Raw genomic sequence first — 17,640 nt, forward strand, 5'->3', positions numbered from 1 at the left:
ACGAGATATTGAATTTGTAACACTACTACTTCTCCTGATCATTTAAAGTAATTTGAAAAAGTCCTATACCTTAGGATCTTTTCAGCGAGCAAAGCGGCCAATGATCGCCGACAGGCCTCTTTTTGCCTTTAATTGCACATTCTAAAGGGTGTTGGCAAGAATTTCTTTAAAAGTAGTGGGTAATAGTGAACTTTTCGAATAGAGCGAAGGTTACGACAACTAAAAATAAAGGTTTCACTATTAACTAAATATTTACCCTATTACTTTTTCAACTTTTAGCTATGATCAGAAGTTTAACCCTGCAGCGCTCCCTTGCGTTGGCAGCATTTGTCACTGCCATCTCCCTCACAGGCTGCCAGAAAGAAGAGCTTATTGAAAATCAATTCAGTGAGCCACAGGCCGCTTTCTCTTCCCAGAACGGGCAGGCCATCGAGGGACAATACATTGTCGTGTTTAAAAATGGCGGCTCCAACCTTAGCTCCGACAATAGCCAAGGCCTGAAAGCCACCAAAGTAGATGCTGCCAGAATGCGTGAGCGTGTGTTGACAGCTTCCAAAGTTGACGTAAATGAGGTTTCGCAGGTATACGAAGGCGTCGTGAACGGTTTCGCGGCACGCCTTAGCGCGGAGCAGCTGGATGCGATTCGCAAAAGCCCTGAAGTAGCTTATGTGGAGCAGGACCGCATCATTGCACTTGCCCCTAAGTGGAAGACGACCACGGATACCACCACGAAAGGCAAAGGAAACAACAAGACGGACGACGAAACCACCCCAACCAGTGGCGGCAAGGGCAACGGCAAGAACAAAACTGAGCCGGCCCCTACTGAGCCTACGCCAACAGACCCAGCCCCGACCGAACCAACTCCTACGGAGCCGGCACCAACCGAACCTGCGCCGTCTGAACCAACTCCTGCAGAGCCAGCGCCGACTGAGCCGACGGAACCATCGGAGCCAGCACCGGCTTACGCTCCTATCACCCCGCTTGCAGGCGAGACGGTGGCCTGGAACATTGAGCGCGTAGGATACGGCGACGGTACTGGAAAAACGGTGTGGGTAATAGACTCAGGCGTAGATACTGACCATGCTGACCTGAACGTAGACCTCGAGAGAAGTTTCTCCTTTATCTATGGCAACCCATCGATTGAAGACGGCTTTGGCCACGGTACTTCGGTTGCCGGGGTGATCGCCGCCAGGAACAACGGATCGGGTATGCTGGGAGTAGCTTCCAATGCGACCATTATTGCCCTGCGCGTGTTCGACGATGCTGGTGCCGGCACCGTTTCCAGAGCTATCTCTGCGGTTAACCACGTGAACAGAAACGGCAAACCGGGTGATGTGGTGAACATGAGCCTGGGCAGCGGTATCTCCTCCACCCTGGATAACGCCGTGATGACGGCAGCCGCCAACGGTATACTATTCGCCATCGCAGCCGGCAACAGCGCGGTAGACTGCTCCGGCACATCGCCAGCCCGGGTGAACGCACCAGGCGTGTATACCATTTCTGCCATCGACAGCTACAACAAACTGTGGTCTTCCTCTAACTTCGGTGCCGGCGTGGATTTCGCTGCTCCGGGCGTAAACGTGACGGCTACAAACAAATCTGGCAGCTTCTCCAGCGGCCACTACGGTACATCCATGGCTGCCCCGCACGTAGCAGGTATACTTGCCCTGCGTGGCGAAGTATTGAGCCAGGGGTACATTACCGGAGACAAAGACAGCACACCGGATCCGGTTGCATCGCTGAAGTAATCAGCCAGTAGAGATAAGTATAAAATGAGAAAGGCCGCTCACGTATGGGCGGCCTTTCTCATTCTATACTTTTATACTTTACCTATACTGCTATACTTCGCTTACTGCCTTACCAGGCGTTCTCCTTCTTAAAGATAGAAATGGACAGCCGGATCTTGTAGTAGGCGTAAGCTTCGTTCAGCAGTTCAAATATGTCCTTCAGCTTGGCATCTACTCCTAGCTTGGCAATAGCCTTCGCGATGACCTTATACTCTGCCCTGCTCACGTAACGCTCCAGGTTTACCTCGTAGCCCTGCTCATAGAGCGTAGCCAGGTGAGAGAACACCGTTACCGGGTTCAGGTTACGCTCCTTGGCGATCAGTTCTACGCTGTAGCCTTGCTGCAGGAGCTCCAGCGTTGCCAGGTGCGTAGCGCCTTTTATCTTGTTGCCTTTGTTCTGCTCCTCGTTAATAAAGTCGATGATCTCGGAAATGAAAGCATCGCCGTAGCGCTCATACTTCTGGGCACCCACACCGGATATAGCCAGCATCGCGATCTTGTTCGTCGGTCGCTCGGCAGCCATCTCCTGCAGGGTAGCGTCGGTAAAGACCACATAGGGCGGCACTCCGTACTCGTCGGCCAGGCTTTTGCGGAGCGCGCGCAGCTTCTCGAACAGCGCGTCCATTATCAGCTCGCGCTTCGGACGCGCCTTTACGGCTGGTTCCTCCTGCTTCACTTCCTCAAACTTCACGAGTTGCACCCTGCGGCCCTCAAAAAGCACCTGCTTGCTCTGCTCCGTCAGTTTCAACGTATAGCCCTGGTCGTAAGCCATCTCAATGAGTCCCTCGTTCAGCAACTGGTGCAGGTAACGGTTCCAGTCCAGCGTGCTGATGTCGCGGCCGGCGCCGTAGGTCTTCACCTTGTCGAACCCACCCTGCAGCACCTGTGCGTTGCGGGCTCCGCGCAGCACATCTACCAGCAGGCTCATGTTAGCGCGCTCCTGTGTGCGGGCGATGGCAGAAAGGGCCTTCTGGGCGATCACGGTTCCGTCGAAGCGGGTGGGCGGGTTGCGGCAGATGTCGCAGTTGCCGCAGTCTTGGGGCATGGTCTCGCCGAAGTACTGCAGAAGTATGCGCCGGCGGCAGGCGGCAGCCTCCGCGAACTGCTGCATTCGCTCCAGCTTTACCAGCTGCAACTCTGTCTGCGTCTCGTTCTGGTTGTCCTGTAGCATACTGCGCATACTCATCACATCGGCATAACTATAAAAGAGCAACGCGTCCGACTTGGCCCCGTCGCGGCCGGCGCGCCCGATCTCCTGATAGTACCCTTCAATGTTTTTCGGTAGGTTGTAATGGATCACCCAGCGCACATTCGACTTATCGATGCCCATACCGAAAGCAATAGTCGCGCAAACAATCTGCACATCATCGTTCAGAAACTCCTCCTGCGCCTTGGCCCGCGCGTTGGCCGACATGCCGGCATGGTAATGCGTGGCGTTAAAGCCGCTGCGCTTCAGCTTATCGGCCAGCGACTCCGTGGCCTTGCGGCTGAGGCAGTAAATAATGCCCGGCTGGTTTGGCCTTTTCGAGAGAAACTCCGTGATCTTGTTAAAACGGTCGCGCCCCGGCTTCACCATCAGGTTGATGTTGGGCCTATCGAAGGAGGAAAGGTAGACCTCTGGGTTTTGCAGGTACAGTTGCTCCTGAATGTCTTTCTGCGTGAGCCTGTCGGCGGTGGCGGTAAGGGCAATAACCGGTATAGTTGGGAACTGCTGCTTCAGCGCCTTCAGCTGGGTATACTCCGGGCGAAAATCATGGCCCCAGGAGGAGATGCAGTGTGCCTCATCCACGGCGAAAAGCGAGATCCTGACGCGGCGCAGAAAAGCCAGGAAACCGGAGGAGAGCAGTTTTTCGGGCGATACGTAAAGCAGCTTCAGCTTTCCCTCTAGGCACTGGTTCTCTATCCCGTACTGCTGCTCCGCGCTCTGGGAGCTGTTGATGTACGCCGCCGGGATGCCGTTCGCCAGCAGTGCCTCCACCTGGTCTTTCATCAGCGCGATCAGCGGCGATACCACCACGCACATGCCCGGCTGCACCACTGCCGGCACCTGGTAGCAAACGGATTTACCGCCGCCTGTCGGCATCAGCACCACCACGTCCCTGCCCTGCAGCACCCCCTCGATGATCTGCTCCTGCATGGGGCGGAACTGCTCGTATCCAAAGTATAATTTCAGGGCCTCTCTTGCCTCACGTATCGTCGCCATACTTTACAATCTCCGACACAGGGATCTACCTGCTTCGCTTGTGTTTGTTTATCATTCAAAGATAACCATAATGGCACGTAATTACGAGAAAGCAGGGTGCATTTAAGACTTGCTGAACCATAGAGGCCTGCTGTCGTACCTTTAACCATACATAAAAAAATTTAAGCTATGAAATCAGAGATAACAAACAACCTGGAGCATGTGCTGGTAAAGTGCATGACCGCCTGTGAAACCTGCGCCACCATGTGCCTGCAGGAAGACGATGTAAAAATGATGGCGAAGTGTATTATGCTGGACCGCGACTGCGCCGATATCTGCCTGCTCACAGCACAATTCGTGGCTCGCAATTCCCCGCACGCCAAGCACGTGATGAAGGAGTGCATCGAGATCTGCCGCCTGTGCGAGGAGGAGTGCCGCAAGCACCAACACGACCACTGCCAGAAATGCGCCGATGCCTGTCGCGAGTGCGCCGAGGCTTGCCAGAACTGGATGCAGCAGGCATAAGTTGTATTTTGCCGAAACGCGAAGAGGCGGACCAACTGTAATGGTCCGCCTCTTCGCGTTTATACTTTATCTCATACTTTAGAAGATCATATCCAAAATGGCCGTGATCACAGAAAGTACTAAACTAAACAGCAACGCCCAGATGAAACCATCCACGGCAAAGCCTGCGATCAAATAATCGGCAAGAAGTATAATGACCGCATTGATGACGAGCAGGAAAAGGCCCAGCGTAAGTATGGTTACCGGAATGGTGAGAAAGACAAGAATAGGCCGCACGATGGCGTTCAGCACCGCCAGCACTAGCGCCAGTATAAGCGCCGTCAGGAAGCCATCTATCGATACGCCTGGCAAAATGTAAGCAGCCAGCATGGCGGCGGCGCCTGTTAAGAGTAGTTTAAGCACAAATCCCATAGTATTATTTCTTTCGTTAAATATAGATTAAATAGGTTATAGCTGTTGCGCTATACATACGGACACCAAAGTATAAAGTATGGCGGTAGCCCAAAGTATAAAGTATGGCGGTAGCCCAAAGTATAAAAAGAAAGCCCGCAACAGTTGTTGCGGGCTTTCCGATAAGTATAAACTTCTACTTGGTGCGTGTTAAAATTGCGCCTCCAGACGCTGCTGCGACACGGCCATCCAGTTCACGAGCTTCATCAGCATGCGGGCACCCACGTTGCCGTTCCACTCGCTCTCGCCGGGGGCAACCTCGCACAGGTCGAAGCCGATGATCTCACGGCCGGATTTCACCAGCTGCTTGATCAGGTACACCGCCTGCTCAAACTCCAGCCCACCCGGAACCGGCGTACCGGTGGCCGGGCAAAGTTTCGGATCCAGGCCGTCGATGTCGAAGCTGATGTATACTTTCTGCGGCAGCTGCGCAATGATCTTCTTGCACTCCTTCTTCCAGCTGTCGCCGGCATACATGTTCTCCTTCAGCGTGGCGTCGTAAAAAATGGTCACGCGGCCGTTGGATTGCTCTGCCAGTTCTGCCTCAGCCTGGCAAATGTCGCGGATGCCTACCTGCACCAGCTTCTTCACCTGCGGCAGCTTGAGGGCGTTGAACATGATGGAGGCATGCGAGAACTCAAACCCCTCGTAGGCATCGCGCAGATCGGCGTGTGCATCTACCTGCAGTATACCGTACTCCTCATGTTTCTCGGCCAGTGCATGCATTAGGCCCAGCGGGGTGCTGTGGTCGCCGCCCAGTACGCCAACCAGTTTGCCCTGCTCCAGGTACGCCAGGGCTTTTTGCTTCAGCCAAGCCAGCAGCTCCTCCCCTTTGGCCGTAACCTCAGTGGGCAGGTGCTCAAATTCGCCTCTGCCCACCTCCGGACTTCCGGCCTCCAGCCAGTTGATGTAGGCCTCGGCTTTGTCGCGTAGCGCCTCGCTCGTCGCTGCCCACTCCACAGAGATTTCCTCCATGGCCACGCCCAGTTTCCAGGCATCCTTTATACTTGGCTCAAAGAGATCGAGCTGCGGAGAGGCGTCTTTAATAGCCTGCGGGCCCTGAGCCGTGCCGGCGCTATAGGACACCGTTACCTCCCAAGGCATCGGGATAATCACCACCTCCGACTCCTCCACCGTAAACGGAAGGCCAAAAAGGCCGCCGCTGCTATCGCCCACGCCGTTCGGATCGAAATTCTGTATTTTCTGCTCTTTGCTATTCATTTGTTGGTTCTGCTGAGTATGCTTCTATTGCTTGCTGGGAGCCACTGTTCAGCAGCTCCTTCACAAAGTTAGGCAGTGCAAAGGCAGCCGCATGCACCTCTTCGTTATAATATTTCAGGCCCTGTTCGCTGGAGAACCTGGCAGCCGACGCACGGTCGAACTGCAGCGGATGCGAGTTCCCTTTGGAGGAGTAGGAAAAACTCCAGGTACCGGTTGGATAAGTCGGGATAGCGGCCAGGTAGCAGTGCACCTTATCCTGCCCGAAAATCTTCTTATACGTATCGTAGATCTCCACGAAAACGGCACTGTTAAAGCGCGGCGACTCCGACTGCGTGATCATCACGCCATCCGGTGTCAGGCAGCGGTGTACTTGGCTGTAGAACTCTGCCGTGAACAGGCCCTCCCCCGGACCAACCGGGTCAGCCGAGTCCACGATGATCAGGTCGTAGCGGCCGTCCTCGCACTCGTTGATGTACTTGATACCGTCTTCCACCAGCAGGTTCAGGCGCGGGTCCTCAAAAGCAACGGCGGTTTCGGGCAGGTGCAGTTTGCAGGCCTCGATCACCAGCTCGTCGATCTCCACCAGCGTTACTTCCTCAAGTTGCTCGTAGCGCAATAACTCTCGTACAGTACCGCCGTCGCCGCCACCTATCACGAGCGCACGCTTCGCTTTGGTATGGCTCATCATCGGCACGTGCGTAATCATCTCATGGTATACGTACTCATCCTTCTGCGTGCACATCACCATGCCATCGAGCGTCAGCATATTGCCGTAAGCCAGTGTCTCGATCACCTCCACGCGCTGGTACGGCGAATCCTTCTTGTAAAGCTGCTTACCGGAGTGCTTAAGCGACAGGGCGATGTTCTCGTCACGCTCCGTAAACCATACGTCGCGCGTAATGGTACCCACTTCCTCCTCTGGCTTCGGCGACACATCGCGCAGCTGCTCCAGACTGAAATCGTTGCGCTTGAGCAAGCCCAGTTGGCCACGACGTAACTCCATGGAAGAACCATGCCCGGATTCGAAGGCTTCCTTTAGGTATGTATAAGACACCCAGGGATCTACGGAGTCGCCACAGGTAAAAAGATCCACGGCAGCGTAACCGTACTCCGGCCAGGTATGGATGGCCAGGTGGCTTTCCTGAATCACCACCACACCCGAAACGCCGTAGGGCGAGAAGTGGTGGAACGTGCTGTTGATGACAGTGGCACCGGCTGTTTCGGCAGCGGCTACCATGCTGTTCTCGATATGAACGACATCGTTCATCAGCTCAGGAGAGCAATCGTAAAATTCAACTAAAATGTGTCTGCCTAAAGCGTTCATCAATGGGTATAGAAGGTTAAAAGAATTAATAAGAGAGCAAAAAAACGAAATCCGGCTCTATTATCAAAGGTAAAACATGGGAACAAAGTTATACTTTATTGCCTGTCAATGGGTTAATAATTTCATACGGTTGTTACCCTAAAGTGATGTCAGGCGTTGCTTTGGCTATTTCTCCGGCAGCTCCTGCTCCACAATGTACTCGACCTTATACTTCTCAGCCATGTCCTCAAACATGTCAAAGGCATTGTCTATAGCTGTAAACTCTTTCAGCAGATTGAACTGCACCACGTGGTAGATCAGGAACAGCTCTGCCTGTGTGAAGTTGGCCTTGGTGATGAAGCTGTAGTACTCGCCCTGGTCCTGCGTCTCTGCTCTGTAGCGCTGGATGAGCTTAAAGAGCACGCTCAGATTCTTCAGGTACGGGTTAAGGGAGTTGTGGTAAAAGGTGAAGTGGTAGGTGAAGTAATCCCGGAAAAGCTGGTGCAGGGCAGCCGCTGTCTTCTCCGGCGGCTCCAGGGTGCGCGTTTTCTGCACAAAGGAGGTGAGCACCTTCTCCTGGAAGAAGACGAAAAAGTTCGATCCGCTCCAGTCGCTCTTGTTGATGTCGTAGGCGACCAGGGAGTTGATGATGTCGTTGTGCTTCTGGATGAAGCTGATGTAGAGCGTGGAGAAATTCTGCTGCTGAAAGATCTTCTGCGTTTTATGCAGCTCGAAGCGCTGTAATTCAAACTCGCGTTTCTGGTAGGTTAGGGTGGCAAAGAAAAGGAACACGCCGGCCAGCGCCCACAGCGACCCGACAATGCCACCGATAAACTCGCCATACTGCCCGAAAACCCCTTCCCGGTCGGCCGGGTCGAGGTATAGTTCTTCGGCGAGGTTAAACTTTATCGTACCCCAGACAAGCACCACCGCTCCTGCAATAATCAGGATGTAACCGGTAATCTCATACTTGCTGAGTCGTTGTTTTGGCTGTGGCATGCAAGAAGTATCACTTCATCTCGGTTGTGCGGCGGCTTATACTTGTACTTTTAAAGTATGGCCTCCCCTGTCAGATAAGCTACACTACTGCAATTTGCCTCAGTCGGTTTCCATCAGATTTGTTTTGCCCAGGTCAAAATTGCGGATGATCTCGATGATGTGCAAAAATGTCTTTGAGTCGAAGAACAGCAACAGCGGCAGCTCTACGCTTCTGGAATTATGGGTAAAACGGGTGATGACGGTGAATACAAGCGGCTGGAACAGAGGGTGCTGCACCAGAATATCTTTTAGAGAGTCAGCAATGTATCCTTTCGGCGCTTTAGGCGGCGAACCATAGATACTGGCCTTCAGGATATTGGCCATCTGGGTGACAAGGGCTCCGGTAATAATATTGCTGATCTCCAGCAACAGCGACTCCTGCATAACCGACAGTTCTCCCTGCTGTACCTCCTCCAGGCCCAGGCATACCTGCGAGAGGCGAACGACGTGCTCATCGGAGAAGAGCATCAGTGTGGCACCATTAAAGTCTCCTTTGATATCAGACTGGATGATAACGTGCGAATCCTCATACTTGGATACCAACTCCAGAAGCTCCTTTACCTCTATCAGCTTAATATCGGGCACTTTAAGCAAGACCCTGTCTTTTGCAATGGCTGCAAAAGAGTCCGCAGCACGTGCCAGACCTATATTAAGTATCTCCTTGATAATATCTCTCTCTAACTCTGAAATCTGAGCTTCCATCATCATAGTTGTCTCGTTTGTAATTGATTTACCCATCGCCTCAAACCTGCTTTCTATGTACAAAGTAGCGCGTGATCGCCGGCACATCCAATACCAGGCATACTTTGCCAGTACCCAACAGCGTGACGCCCCCATATATATCTATCTGGTCCAGCGGCTTGCTTAGCGGTTTCACCACTATGTCCTGCTGCCGGTAAAGTTTATCTACAATCAGGCCGAGCTTCCTGTTGTTGTAGGACACGATGATGATGTTCTGCACCTGTCCATTCAGCCGGCTCTTGTCACCGAGGTTCATTTCTGCCTCCGGGGCATTCAGGAGCTCGTTCAGGTAGACTACCGTAACGGTCTCCCCTTTCAGGTTGGCGATGAGCACGCTGCCTACTTCGTGCAGCTCATCCTTGTCCAGCGACACCACCTGGTCTGTATGTATCAGCGGGATGGCAAAGTATATACTGTCCACCTCGAACAGCAGTGCGCCTTTTACTGCAATGGAAGAGGGTAACTGCAGGCTAAAGGTGGTGCCTTTCCCCTTCTCAGAATTTACGTTGATACGGCCTCCTATGGAGTCGATGGCATTCTTCACCACATCCAGCCCCACGCCGCGACCGGAGAATTCCGTGACCTCCTTTGCCGTAGAGAAGCCCGGCTCAAATAACAGCGACAACACTTCATTGTCTGCCATCCCCCGGGCAGACTCCGCAGAGATAAGCTGCTTCTCCACCGCCGCCCGCTTCACCAGTTTCAGGTCAATCCCCCTGCCGTCGTCCTGCAGCCGCAGCAAAACGTTCTCGCGGTCACTCTGTGCCGTCAGCCTTAGTACGCCAACCTTGTTCTTGCCTTTCGACTCGCGCTCCTCCGGCTTCTCCAGGCCATGCGTGATGGCATTGCGCACCAGGTGTAGCAGCGAGTCCGCCATGATCTGCAGAATGTTCCTGTCTATCTGTATATCATGACCCTGTAGTTCCAGATTCACCTGCTTGCCCTCGGCAGAGGCAACATCCCGCACGATGCGCGGAAACTTGTTAAAAAGCGAACCTATATTTACGAGACGTGCGTCCATAACGCTGTACTGCAGGTCCTCTGTGATGCGGTACAGATGTGAACTCACGTTCTTTAGCTCATCATTGTTCAACTCACGGCTGATGGAAAGAACACGGTCACGGTCTATCATCAGTTCTCCCACCAGGTTCATCATGTGGTCCAGCTTCTTGATCTGAATGTAAATCAGCTCAGAAAGCGCCAGGTTTTTAGAAGTGTTATACTTCTGTACCTTGGCCAGCTCGATGGTACTGTCGGAGAGATTCTCCACAATAATGTCGAGGTTGCGCAGCAGCAAGGGGTCCGGCTCGCCATAGCCCGGGTTGTCCACGTTGTGGATAAGCTCCCCAAGCAAGTCGATGCCATCGAACAGCACTTTCACCACCTCATCGCTAAACGAGAGCTCTTTGTTCCGGATAAGGCTAAAGGCTGTCTCCAGCTTGTGCGACACGTCCGAGATCTGCAGGTACCCAATCGCTTTGGAGTTAGCCTTCAGGTTATGCAGCAGACGGAAGATCTCGGCCAGCGTCTCTTCGCTCTCCGGCTCCCTTTCCAGTGTGCTGATATGCCTGTTGAGTGCATCAAAATACTCCAGGGCCTCGGCTATAAATATTTCTTTATACTCCTGTTCTCTCGATTTCATATGTACCGTCAGTTGTACTGACCTGCTGCCCTGCCACAAACTTGTTCAGGAAAACGGGTATTTCCTGCAATGGCAGCACTTCGTTTATATAACCGCTCTCGATGGCAGATTTAGCCATCCCGAAAATGGCAGAGGTTTCCTCATCCTGCGCCACCACAAGGCCACCGCGGGCTCTGATATGAGCGGCACCAGCGGTGCCGTCCTTTCCCATGCCTGTCAGAATTACCCCAACCACCTGCCTGACAGAACTTTGCGCCACAGACTGCATGAGCAGATCGATAGAGGGCTGGTCAAACAGCGGTGTTTTGTCCTCGGAGAAAGCGATCATCAGGTTCGTCTTATTTCCCATCACCGTCTGCACCACCATATTTCTTCCTCCCGGCGCCACAATTACATTTCCGGGCTTCAGTTTCAGCCCTTTCCGGCCTTCCACCACCCGAAGGGGCGTCAGCGCCTGCAGCCTTTCGGCATAGGTGCGGGTAAAGTTTTGCGGCAGGTGCAGCGCTACGAGTACCGTTGCCTCCAGCTCCGGCGAAAGCTGCTTAATGATACGCTCTACTGCCTGCGTCCCCCCTGTAGAGGCACCAATAACGATCACCGTTTCTGATACAGCCTTTACAGCAGAGCCAATAGGCATGTCTTTTAACTGCACTACCCCTTGTTGCAGCACCTTGTAGCGGAGCTGCGCATCGTTCAAATCGGTATCATGCACCGCCATTACTTTCTGCAACACCTCCCGGGCTATACCTCTGTAATTGGTATAGTAACGGCTTTTAGCAGGTTTCAGCACTACGCCGTAAACGCCCAACTCCACGGCCTGCTTCAGTAATTCCAGGGTGAGCTGCTCCTGTTGGAGCAACAGGAGCACCGGTACCGGCACTTCGCTGAAGATGCGCTTCAAGGCAAGCAGATTCTCGTTCTTGGGCAGGTCGTGGTCCAACACCACCAGCTCGGGTTTCTTAGCCTTCAGCGATTTCAGAAGCGCATCCCCGTCAGCTGCCAGGTCGGTGACCTGCACGCCTGGTGCTGAACCAATGATATCCTGCAAAACCATCCTGCAGTAGCTCGAGCTATCCGCAATCAGCACGCGTAACATTTTACCTTTCTCCTCCACTTCTTCTACTATGAAGCACTCCCTTCCACCGTGCCTAAACCTGCTACTTAATTGGCTCGCCTGCGAGTACTTTGCTTACTACCTCCAGCACATTTTCCTCGGAGAAAGGCTTCACGATGTATGATTTGGCGCCATATTCCATGGCTTCGTTCACGATAACCTCCTGGCCTACTGCGCTCACAATTATCACCTTCTGCTCCGGCTGCTCTGCGCGAATGCCCTTCAGCACCTCCAGCCCCGTGTTGTCGGGCAGGATTACATCCAGCGTGATAAGGTCGGGCTTCGTCTCGCGTGCCAGCTCCAGTGCCGTTTGTCCGTTGGGCGCCTCACCCACGATCTCGTATCCGGCATCGGTGAGCATGTTCTTCAGCATCGTGCGCATGTAGAAGGAATCATCTACAATCAGTATTCTTTTCATACTTACTAAAGTATAGTTTCAGATTTTATAAGTTCGGCAACTGGTTTACCTCATCCTGGGTCAGGATCTTGTGCATGTCCAGCACGATGATGAGCCTGTTGTCCGTTTTGGCGATGCCCTCGATAAAGTTCTCGCTCACGCTCACATCCTGCAGAAAAGAGGGGGCCTTGTCAATCTTGGTCAGCGGCAGGTTCAGCGACTGCGGCACCTCTTTCACATCCACCCCGATGCTGTAGTCGTCAGCCTCCACCACCAGGGTATAACTTGTCGTCAGGCCGGCCTTCTCAGGATTGGGTCTGATAATAAAGCGCTTCTCCAGGTCAATGATGGCGATGATGTCACCCCTTATGTTGGCCACACCTTTCACAAAGTCTGGCGTGCGCGGCATGCGCGTTATACCGGGAGTAACGGTCACCTCCTTCACCTGGTCTATTCTGATGGCGTACTCCTCGGTACCCAGCCTGAACACGATGAGGTGCACCATTTCAGGGTTTACCTGTTCGCGGGCAGCATCCACCGTGGCGGGCTCCTTTTTCTCTGCGGCAGGCTCTGCCTTGGCAGCCACTGGCTGCGCTTCGGCAGGTTCAGGCGCAGTAGTCTTCTTTTGGGATTTTGATTCCTTTGCCATTAATTCTTCTTGCCGTCTCCTCCCAGTTTTATTGAATCATTGATTTTGCGTGGCGAGTCTGTTGCCACTCTTTTGTTACCGGTCTGGTTTCTTTGCTTGCGCTGATGGTTTGTCGGAATAGAGGCCATCAAGGCTTTTCGCTCGTTAAAGACAAGGTTGCCGTCAATCAGCTTAAAGGCAGAGATACTCACCTGCAGGTCTGCCGCAATATCGTTCAGGTTCTGAGAAGAGGAGGTTAGTTCCTGCATCGAACCGGAAAGCTGCTTGGCTGTACTGGCTACCTGCTGCGTACCAGAGGCAGTCTGCTCGGCAATGGCTACCACTTCCTCCACATACTTCACCACATCACCGATCGTTGTTTTCTGAACTTCCGTTGCGGTAAGGATGTCCTGCGCCGTGCGGAGTGTTTCACCACTGGAAGCAGCAATGTTCTTAAAGGCTCCGGATGCCTCAAACGTGGCATTTTTCCCTTTCAGTACTCGGCCCTCCATGGTGGAGATAGCTGTTGCAGCTGAGGCGGTATCTTTTTTCACGTCCTCCACCAGTGTGGCAATCTCACTGGCTGATTTACGTGAGCCTTCGGCCAGTTTCCTGATCTCCTCGGCTACCACGGCAAAACCACGGCCAGCCTCACCGGCACGGGCCGCCTCAATGGCAGCATTCAGGGCCAGCAGGTTTGTCTGCGAGGCGATGTCGGTGATTACACCAAGTGATTTTGATATCTCCTGCGAGCGTGTGCTCAGTACTTCAATCGTTTTTGACGTAAGAGCTGCTGAGCTGGAAATTTCCTCCATGTTCTTCACCACTTCCGCCACTGTCTTCAGACCAATCTGCGAACTTTCCTCACCGAGAAGGGCCGACTTGTTCACCACCTCGGCACGGTTAGCCGTTTCCTTGGTCGCTTTCATGATCTCTTCGATCAGCTTAAAGGCCTGGTCTGTTTTGAGTGCTTGATTTTGCGCACCCTCTGCCATCTGCTGCATGGCAAGTGCCACATCCAGCGTCACCTTGTTCATCTCCAGCCCTTTGCCAGCCATTTCTTCAGAAGAAGAACCTACCACCAAAGAGGAGTCGTTGATTTCACCAAGGAGAGCGTTCAGGTTGTCAACGGCAAGGTTCAGCGCGTTGGCCATGTCCAGGATGTCACCGGCAGTTTGGGCCTCTACTTTCTGGGTCAGATCACCCTCAGAGATGGCACGTACCACGCGTGATACATCCAGTACCGGTGTTACAATAGATTCCAGCAGGTCGTTAAGCGTGTCTACCAGTTCCTTCCAGCTTCCGCCCACACCCTGCAGCGTGGCGCGCTCGGTCAGTTTACCTTCCACACCCGCCACTCTGGCCACACGGGAAACCTCTCCGGCCAGGCGGTTCAGGTCGACCACCATGGTATTGATCGTATCGGCCAGGTCAGCCATTTCTCCTTTCGCCTGCAGCATCAGCTTCTGCGTCAGGTCTCCTTTTGATACTGCGGTTACTACTTTTACGATGCCACGCACCTGTGTTGTCAGGTTAGAAGCCATCGTGTTTACATTATCGGTCAGGTCTTTCCATACCCCGGCCACGTTCGGCACGTTGGCCTGGCCACCGAGGCGTCCTTCGGTACCTACCTCCAGCGCCACGCGGGTTACTTCCCCAGCGAAGATGTTGAGCGAGTCCACCATGCGGTTCATATTCTCCTTCAGCTCATTCAACTCACCCTTCACATCCACCGATACTTTCTGGGTCAAGTCACCTTTCGCTACCGCCGTGGCCACTTTGGCGATGTCACGAACCTGCAGTGTCAGGTTGGAGGCCATCGTGTTCACGTTGTCGGTCAGCTCCTTCCAGGTACCACGTACTTTCGGCACATTGGCCTGGCCACCGAGGCGTCCTTCTGTACCCACTTCACGCGCCACACGAGTTACCTCGTCAGCAAAGATGTTGAGTGAGTCCACCATCTGGTTCAGGTTCTCCTTCAAATCGAGGAGCTCGCCACGAGCTTCTACCGTGATCTTTTGGCTTAGGTCCCCTTTCGCAACAGCGGTCGCTACTTTGGCAATATCCCGTACCTGAGAGGTCAGGTTGCTGGCCATGTAGTTCACGTTATCGGTTAAGTCTTTCCAGGTCCCACCTACGTTCGGCACATTGGCCTGTCCTCCCAGCTTACCCTCGGTACCTACTTCACGCGCCACACGGGTTACCTCGTCACCGAAGATGTTGAGCGAGTCCACCATCTGGTTCAGGTTCTCCTTCAAGTCAAGGAGCTCGCCACGGGCTTCAACCGTGATTTTCTGGCTCAAATCGCCTTTCGCTACCGCGGTGGCTACTTTGGCTATACCACGCACCTGTGTTGTCAGGTTGGAAGCCATAATGTTTACATTGTCGGTCAGGTCTTTCCATACCCCGGCCACGTTCGGCACGTTGGCCTGGCCACCGAGGCGTCCTTCGGTACCTACCTCCAGCGCCACGCGGGTTACTTCCCCAGCGAAGATGTTGAGCGAGTCCACCATGCGGTTGATGTTCTCCTTCAGCTCGGCCATCTCCCCTTTCACGTCCACCGATACTTTCTGTGTCAGGTCTCCCTTCGCAACGGCAGTAGATACATTAGCGATGTCACGCACCTGAGAAGTCAGGTTAGAAGCCATCGTGTTTACGTTATCGGTTAGGTTTTTCCAGGTTCCGCCAACGTTCGGCACATTGGCCTGTCCACCCAGCTTACCCTCGGTTCCTACCTCACGGGCCACACGGGTCACCTCGTCAGCAAAGATGTTGAGCGAGTCCACCATCTGGTTCAGGTTCTCCTTCAGGTCGGCAAGCTCTCCTTTTACATTTACCGTGATCTTCTGGCTCAAATCGCCTTTCGCCACCGCAGTCGCTACATTAGCAATATCGCGCACTTGCAGTGTCAAGTTGGAGGCCATGGAGTTCACGTTGTCAGTCAACTCTTTCCAGATACCGGCCACGTTTGGCACGTTGGCCTGACCACCCAGTATACCTTCTGTACCCACCTCACGTGCTACACGGGTAACTTCCGCGCCAAACACATTCAGTCGGTCCACCATTTCATTCAGGATATCCTTCAGTTCACCCAGCTCGCCTTTCACGTCCACCGAAACTTTCTGGGTCAAATCACCCTTGGCCACCGCGGTCGCTACGTTGGCAATGTCGCGAACCTGGGAAGTAAGGTTACCTGCCATCAGGTTCACATTGTCGGTAAGCTCTTTCCAGGTACCCTCAACTCGTGGCACATTGGCCTGGCCACCCAGCTTACCCTCGGTTCCTACTTCACGGGCCACGCGGGTCACCTCCCCGGCAAAGATGTTGAGCGAGTCCACCATCTGGTTGATGTTCTCCTTCAGCTCGGCCATCTCCCCACGCACATTCACCGTGATCTTCTGGGTCAGGTCGCCTTTGGCAACGGCAGTAGATACATTGGCAATGTCGCGCATCTGAGAGGTCAGGTTGGAGGCCATCGTGTTCACGTTGTCGGTCAGGTCCTTCCACACCCCGCCAACGTTAGGCACTTTCGCCTGGCCGCCCAAGCGTCCCTCCGTACCTACTTCGCGGGCCACACGGGTTACCTCACCAGCAAAAATGTTCAGGGAGTCCACCATGCGGTTGATGTTCTCCTTCAGCTCACTCAGTTCTCCCTTTACATCCACCGACACCTTCTGCGTCAGGTCACCTTTCGCCACCGCCGTTGCTACGTTGGCAATGTCACGCACCTGGAAAGTCAGGTTGGAGGCCATCGTGTTCACGTTGTCGGTCAGGTCCTTCCACACACCGGCTACGTTCGGCACGGATGCCTGGCCGCCCAGTCTACCCTCTGTACCTACCTCGAGGGCCACACGGGTTACCTCCCCGGCAAACAGGTTCAGGTTATCGATGGTGCGGTTAATGGTTTCGGCCATGACTTTGAAGTCACCGGATACCGGAATCTGGAAGGTCTCATCCAGATTACCGCGGGAAATATTCTTCAATACCTTGCCTACCTCGAGTACCGGCACCGCGATAGAGTCCACCAGGCCGTTGATGTTGTTGATCATGTCCTTCCAGAAGCCGGAAGCATTCTCAGCAGAGGCACGGGCTTTCAGATTCCCCTCCACTCCGGCTACTTTCGAAATACGCGACACCTCGCCGCCTACACCGCCGATCATCTCCACCATCGAATTATAGGCTTCGGCTATATCGGCAAAAATATCGTCGTTCTGTTTGGTGAGTCGCACCGACACGTCACCCTTCTTAAAGGCATCGAGGGCATAAAGCACCCGGTTCAGTTGATCGCTTATATAGTCGGGGTTGCTTGGCAGCTTGCCCTGCCGCTGCTTCTTGGCTGGAGCAGTTTTCTCTGCGGCTGGCTTGGCGGGTTCGGCCGATGGATCCGTCACAACAGTTGGGGCAGCTGGTTTGGCAGGAGCCTCTGCCACGGATGTGGTGGCGCCTCCTTTCTCAGCCTTCGCCCGGGGAGCGGATTTATTCTCTTCTTTGGCTTCTACGTCACTGATGAGCTTCTCTTTACTCAACTTCAAGTTTTTACCTAAGGCCATAATTCGTTTGGTTGGAATAGGGTATCTCTTAACCTTTTTGCGCCGCCACAACTCCAGTCAGG

General features: G+C 53.7%; 13 protein-coding genes. 2 read left to right on the forward strand and 11 right to left on the reverse strand.

Annotation, left to right across the window (positions count from 1 at the left end; translation table 11 throughout):
* Nucleotides 1-281: 281 nt before the first annotated feature.
* The gene (locus tag OH144_RS08045) at nucleotides 282-1,748 is read left to right on the forward strand and encodes a S8 family serine peptidase (RefSeq protein WP_266205782.1); all 1,467 of its coding nucleotides are present in this window, start codon (nucleotides 282-284) and stop codon (nucleotides 1,746-1,748) included.
* A gap of 109 nt (nucleotides 1,749-1,857) precedes the next feature.
* On the opposite strand, the gene recQ is transcribed toward OH144_RS08045, so the two are convergent.
* The gene (gene recQ / locus OH144_RS08050; RefSeq protein ID WP_266205783.1) at nucleotides 1,858-3,990 is read right to left on the reverse strand and encodes a DNA helicase RecQ; all 2,133 of its coding nucleotides are present in this window, start codon (nucleotides 3,988-3,990) and stop codon (nucleotides 1,858-1,860) included.
* Nucleotides 3,991-4,158: 168 nt separating this feature from the next.
* Between recQ and OH144_RS08055 the strand changes: the two genes are divergently transcribed.
* Nucleotides 4,159-4,494, forward strand: a complete 336-nt coding sequence (locus OH144_RS08055) for a four-helix bundle copper-binding protein (protein ID WP_266205784.1) — start codon at nucleotides 4,159-4,161, stop codon at nucleotides 4,492-4,494.
* A 78-nt stretch (nucleotides 4,495-4,572) separates the two neighbouring features.
* Here the strand turns inward: OH144_RS08055 and OH144_RS08060 are convergent, their stop codons facing one another.
* The 10 genes from OH144_RS08060 to OH144_RS08105 all read right to left on the reverse strand — a co-directional run bounded on the left by OH144_RS08060 (nucleotide 4,573) and on the right by OH144_RS08105 (nucleotide 17,560).
* Nucleotides 4,573-4,905 carry a phage holin family protein gene (locus tag OH144_RS08060; protein ID WP_266205785.1) on the reverse strand — a complete coding sequence of 111 codons (333 nt, stop codon included), beginning with the start codon at nucleotides 4,903-4,905 and terminating at the stop codon, nucleotides 4,573-4,575.
* Nucleotides 4,906-5,094: 189 nt separating this feature from the next.
* The gene (locus OH144_RS08065) at nucleotides 5,095-6,165 is read right to left on the reverse strand and encodes an agmatinase family protein (RefSeq protein ID WP_266205786.1); all 1,071 of its coding nucleotides are present in this window, start codon (nucleotides 6,163-6,165) and stop codon (nucleotides 5,095-5,097) included.
* Complete coding sequence (speE, locus tag OH144_RS08070) at nucleotides 6,158-7,489, reverse strand: polyamine aminopropyltransferase (RefSeq protein ID WP_266205787.1); 1,332 nt, start codon at nucleotides 7,487-7,489, stop codon at nucleotides 6,158-6,160. Before speE ends, OH144_RS08065 begins: the two co-directional genes overlap by 8 nt.
* A gap of 165 nt (nucleotides 7,490-7,654) precedes the next feature.
* Entirely contained in the window at nucleotides 7,655-8,467 is an 813-nt protein-coding gene (locus tag OH144_RS08075) for a putative phage abortive infection protein (RefSeq protein WP_266205788.1), read from the reverse strand.
* A gap of 99 nt (nucleotides 8,468-8,566) precedes the next feature.
* Nucleotides 8,567-9,214, reverse strand: a complete 648-nt coding sequence (locus OH144_RS08080) for a chemotaxis protein CheC (protein ID WP_266205789.1) — start codon at nucleotides 9,212-9,214, stop codon at nucleotides 8,567-8,569.
* 34 nt (nucleotides 9,215-9,248) lie between these two features.
* On the reverse strand, nucleotides 9,249-10,889 hold the full coding sequence (locus OH144_RS08085) for a chemotaxis protein CheA (RefSeq protein WP_266205790.1): 1,641 nt from the start codon (nucleotides 10,887-10,889) through the stop codon (nucleotides 9,249-9,251).
* Nucleotides 10,864-11,985 (reverse strand): chemotaxis protein CheB, encoded by a 1,122-nt coding sequence (locus tag OH144_RS08090; RefSeq protein WP_266206318.1) that lies wholly within the window; start codon nucleotides 11,983-11,985, stop codon nucleotides 10,864-10,866. Before OH144_RS08090 ends, OH144_RS08085 begins: the two co-directional genes overlap by 26 nt.
* Before the next feature lie 61 nt (nucleotides 11,986-12,046).
* Nucleotides 12,047-12,421 carry a response regulator gene (locus OH144_RS08095; RefSeq protein WP_266205791.1) on the reverse strand — a complete coding sequence of 125 codons (375 nt, stop codon included), beginning with the start codon at nucleotides 12,419-12,421 and terminating at the stop codon, nucleotides 12,047-12,049.
* A gap of 25 nt (nucleotides 12,422-12,446) precedes the next feature.
* Complete coding sequence (locus OH144_RS08100; RefSeq protein ID WP_266205792.1) at nucleotides 12,447-13,049, reverse strand: chemotaxis protein CheW; 603 nt, start codon at nucleotides 13,047-13,049, stop codon at nucleotides 12,447-12,449.
* Nucleotides 13,049-17,560, reverse strand: coding sequence for a HAMP domain-containing protein (locus OH144_RS08105; RefSeq protein ID WP_266205793.1), 4,512 nt, complete (start codon nucleotides 17,558-17,560; stop codon nucleotides 13,049-13,051). Before OH144_RS08105 ends, OH144_RS08100 begins: the two co-directional genes overlap by 1 nt.
* Nucleotides 17,561-17,640: the final 80 nt, after the last annotated feature.

Source organism: Pontibacter kalidii (assembly GCF_026278245.1).
GTDB lineage: Bacteria > Bacteroidota > Bacteroidia > Cytophagales > Hymenobacteraceae > Pontibacter > Pontibacter kalidii.

Coding starts and splice junctions, on each gene's coding strand:
- OH144_RS08045 (WP_266205782.1), top strand. CDS start 282: ATGATCAGAAGTTTAACCCTGCAGCGCTCCCTTGCGTTGGCAGCATTT.
- recQ (WP_266205783.1), bottom strand. CDS start 3,990: ATGGCGACGATACGTGAGGCAAGAGAGGCCCTGAAATTATACTTTGGA.
- OH144_RS08055 (WP_266205784.1), top strand. CDS start 4,159: ATGAAATCAGAGATAACAAACAACCTGGAGCATGTGCTGGTAAAGTGC.
- OH144_RS08060 (WP_266205785.1), bottom strand. CDS start 4,905: ATGGGATTTGTGCTTAAACTACTCTTAACAGGCGCCGCCGCCATGCTG.
- OH144_RS08065 (WP_266205786.1), bottom strand. CDS start 6,165: ATGAATAGCAAAGAGCAGAAAATACAGAATTTCGATCCGAACGGCGTG.
- speE (WP_266205787.1), bottom strand. CDS start 7,489: ATGAACGCTTTAGGCAGACACATTTTAGTTGAATTTTACGATTGCTCT.
- OH144_RS08075 (WP_266205788.1), bottom strand. CDS start 8,467: ATGCCACAGCCAAAACAACGACTCAGCAAGTATGAGATTACCGGTTAC.
- OH144_RS08080 (WP_266205789.1), bottom strand. CDS start 9,214: ATGATGATGGAAGCTCAGATTTCAGAGTTAGAGAGAGATATTATCAAG.
- OH144_RS08085 (WP_266205790.1), bottom strand. CDS start 10,889: ATGAAATCGAGAGAACAGGAGTATAAAGAAATATTTATAGCCGAGGCC.
- OH144_RS08090 (WP_266206318.1), bottom strand. CDS start 11,985: ATGTTACGCGTGCTGATTGCGGATAGCTCGAGCTACTGCAGGATGGTT.
- OH144_RS08095 (WP_266205791.1), bottom strand. CDS start 12,421: ATGAAAAGAATACTGATTGTAGATGATTCCTTCTACATGCGCACGATG.
- OH144_RS08100 (WP_266205792.1), bottom strand. CDS start 13,049: ATGGCAAAGGAATCAAAATCCCAAAAGAAGACTACTGCGCCTGAACCT.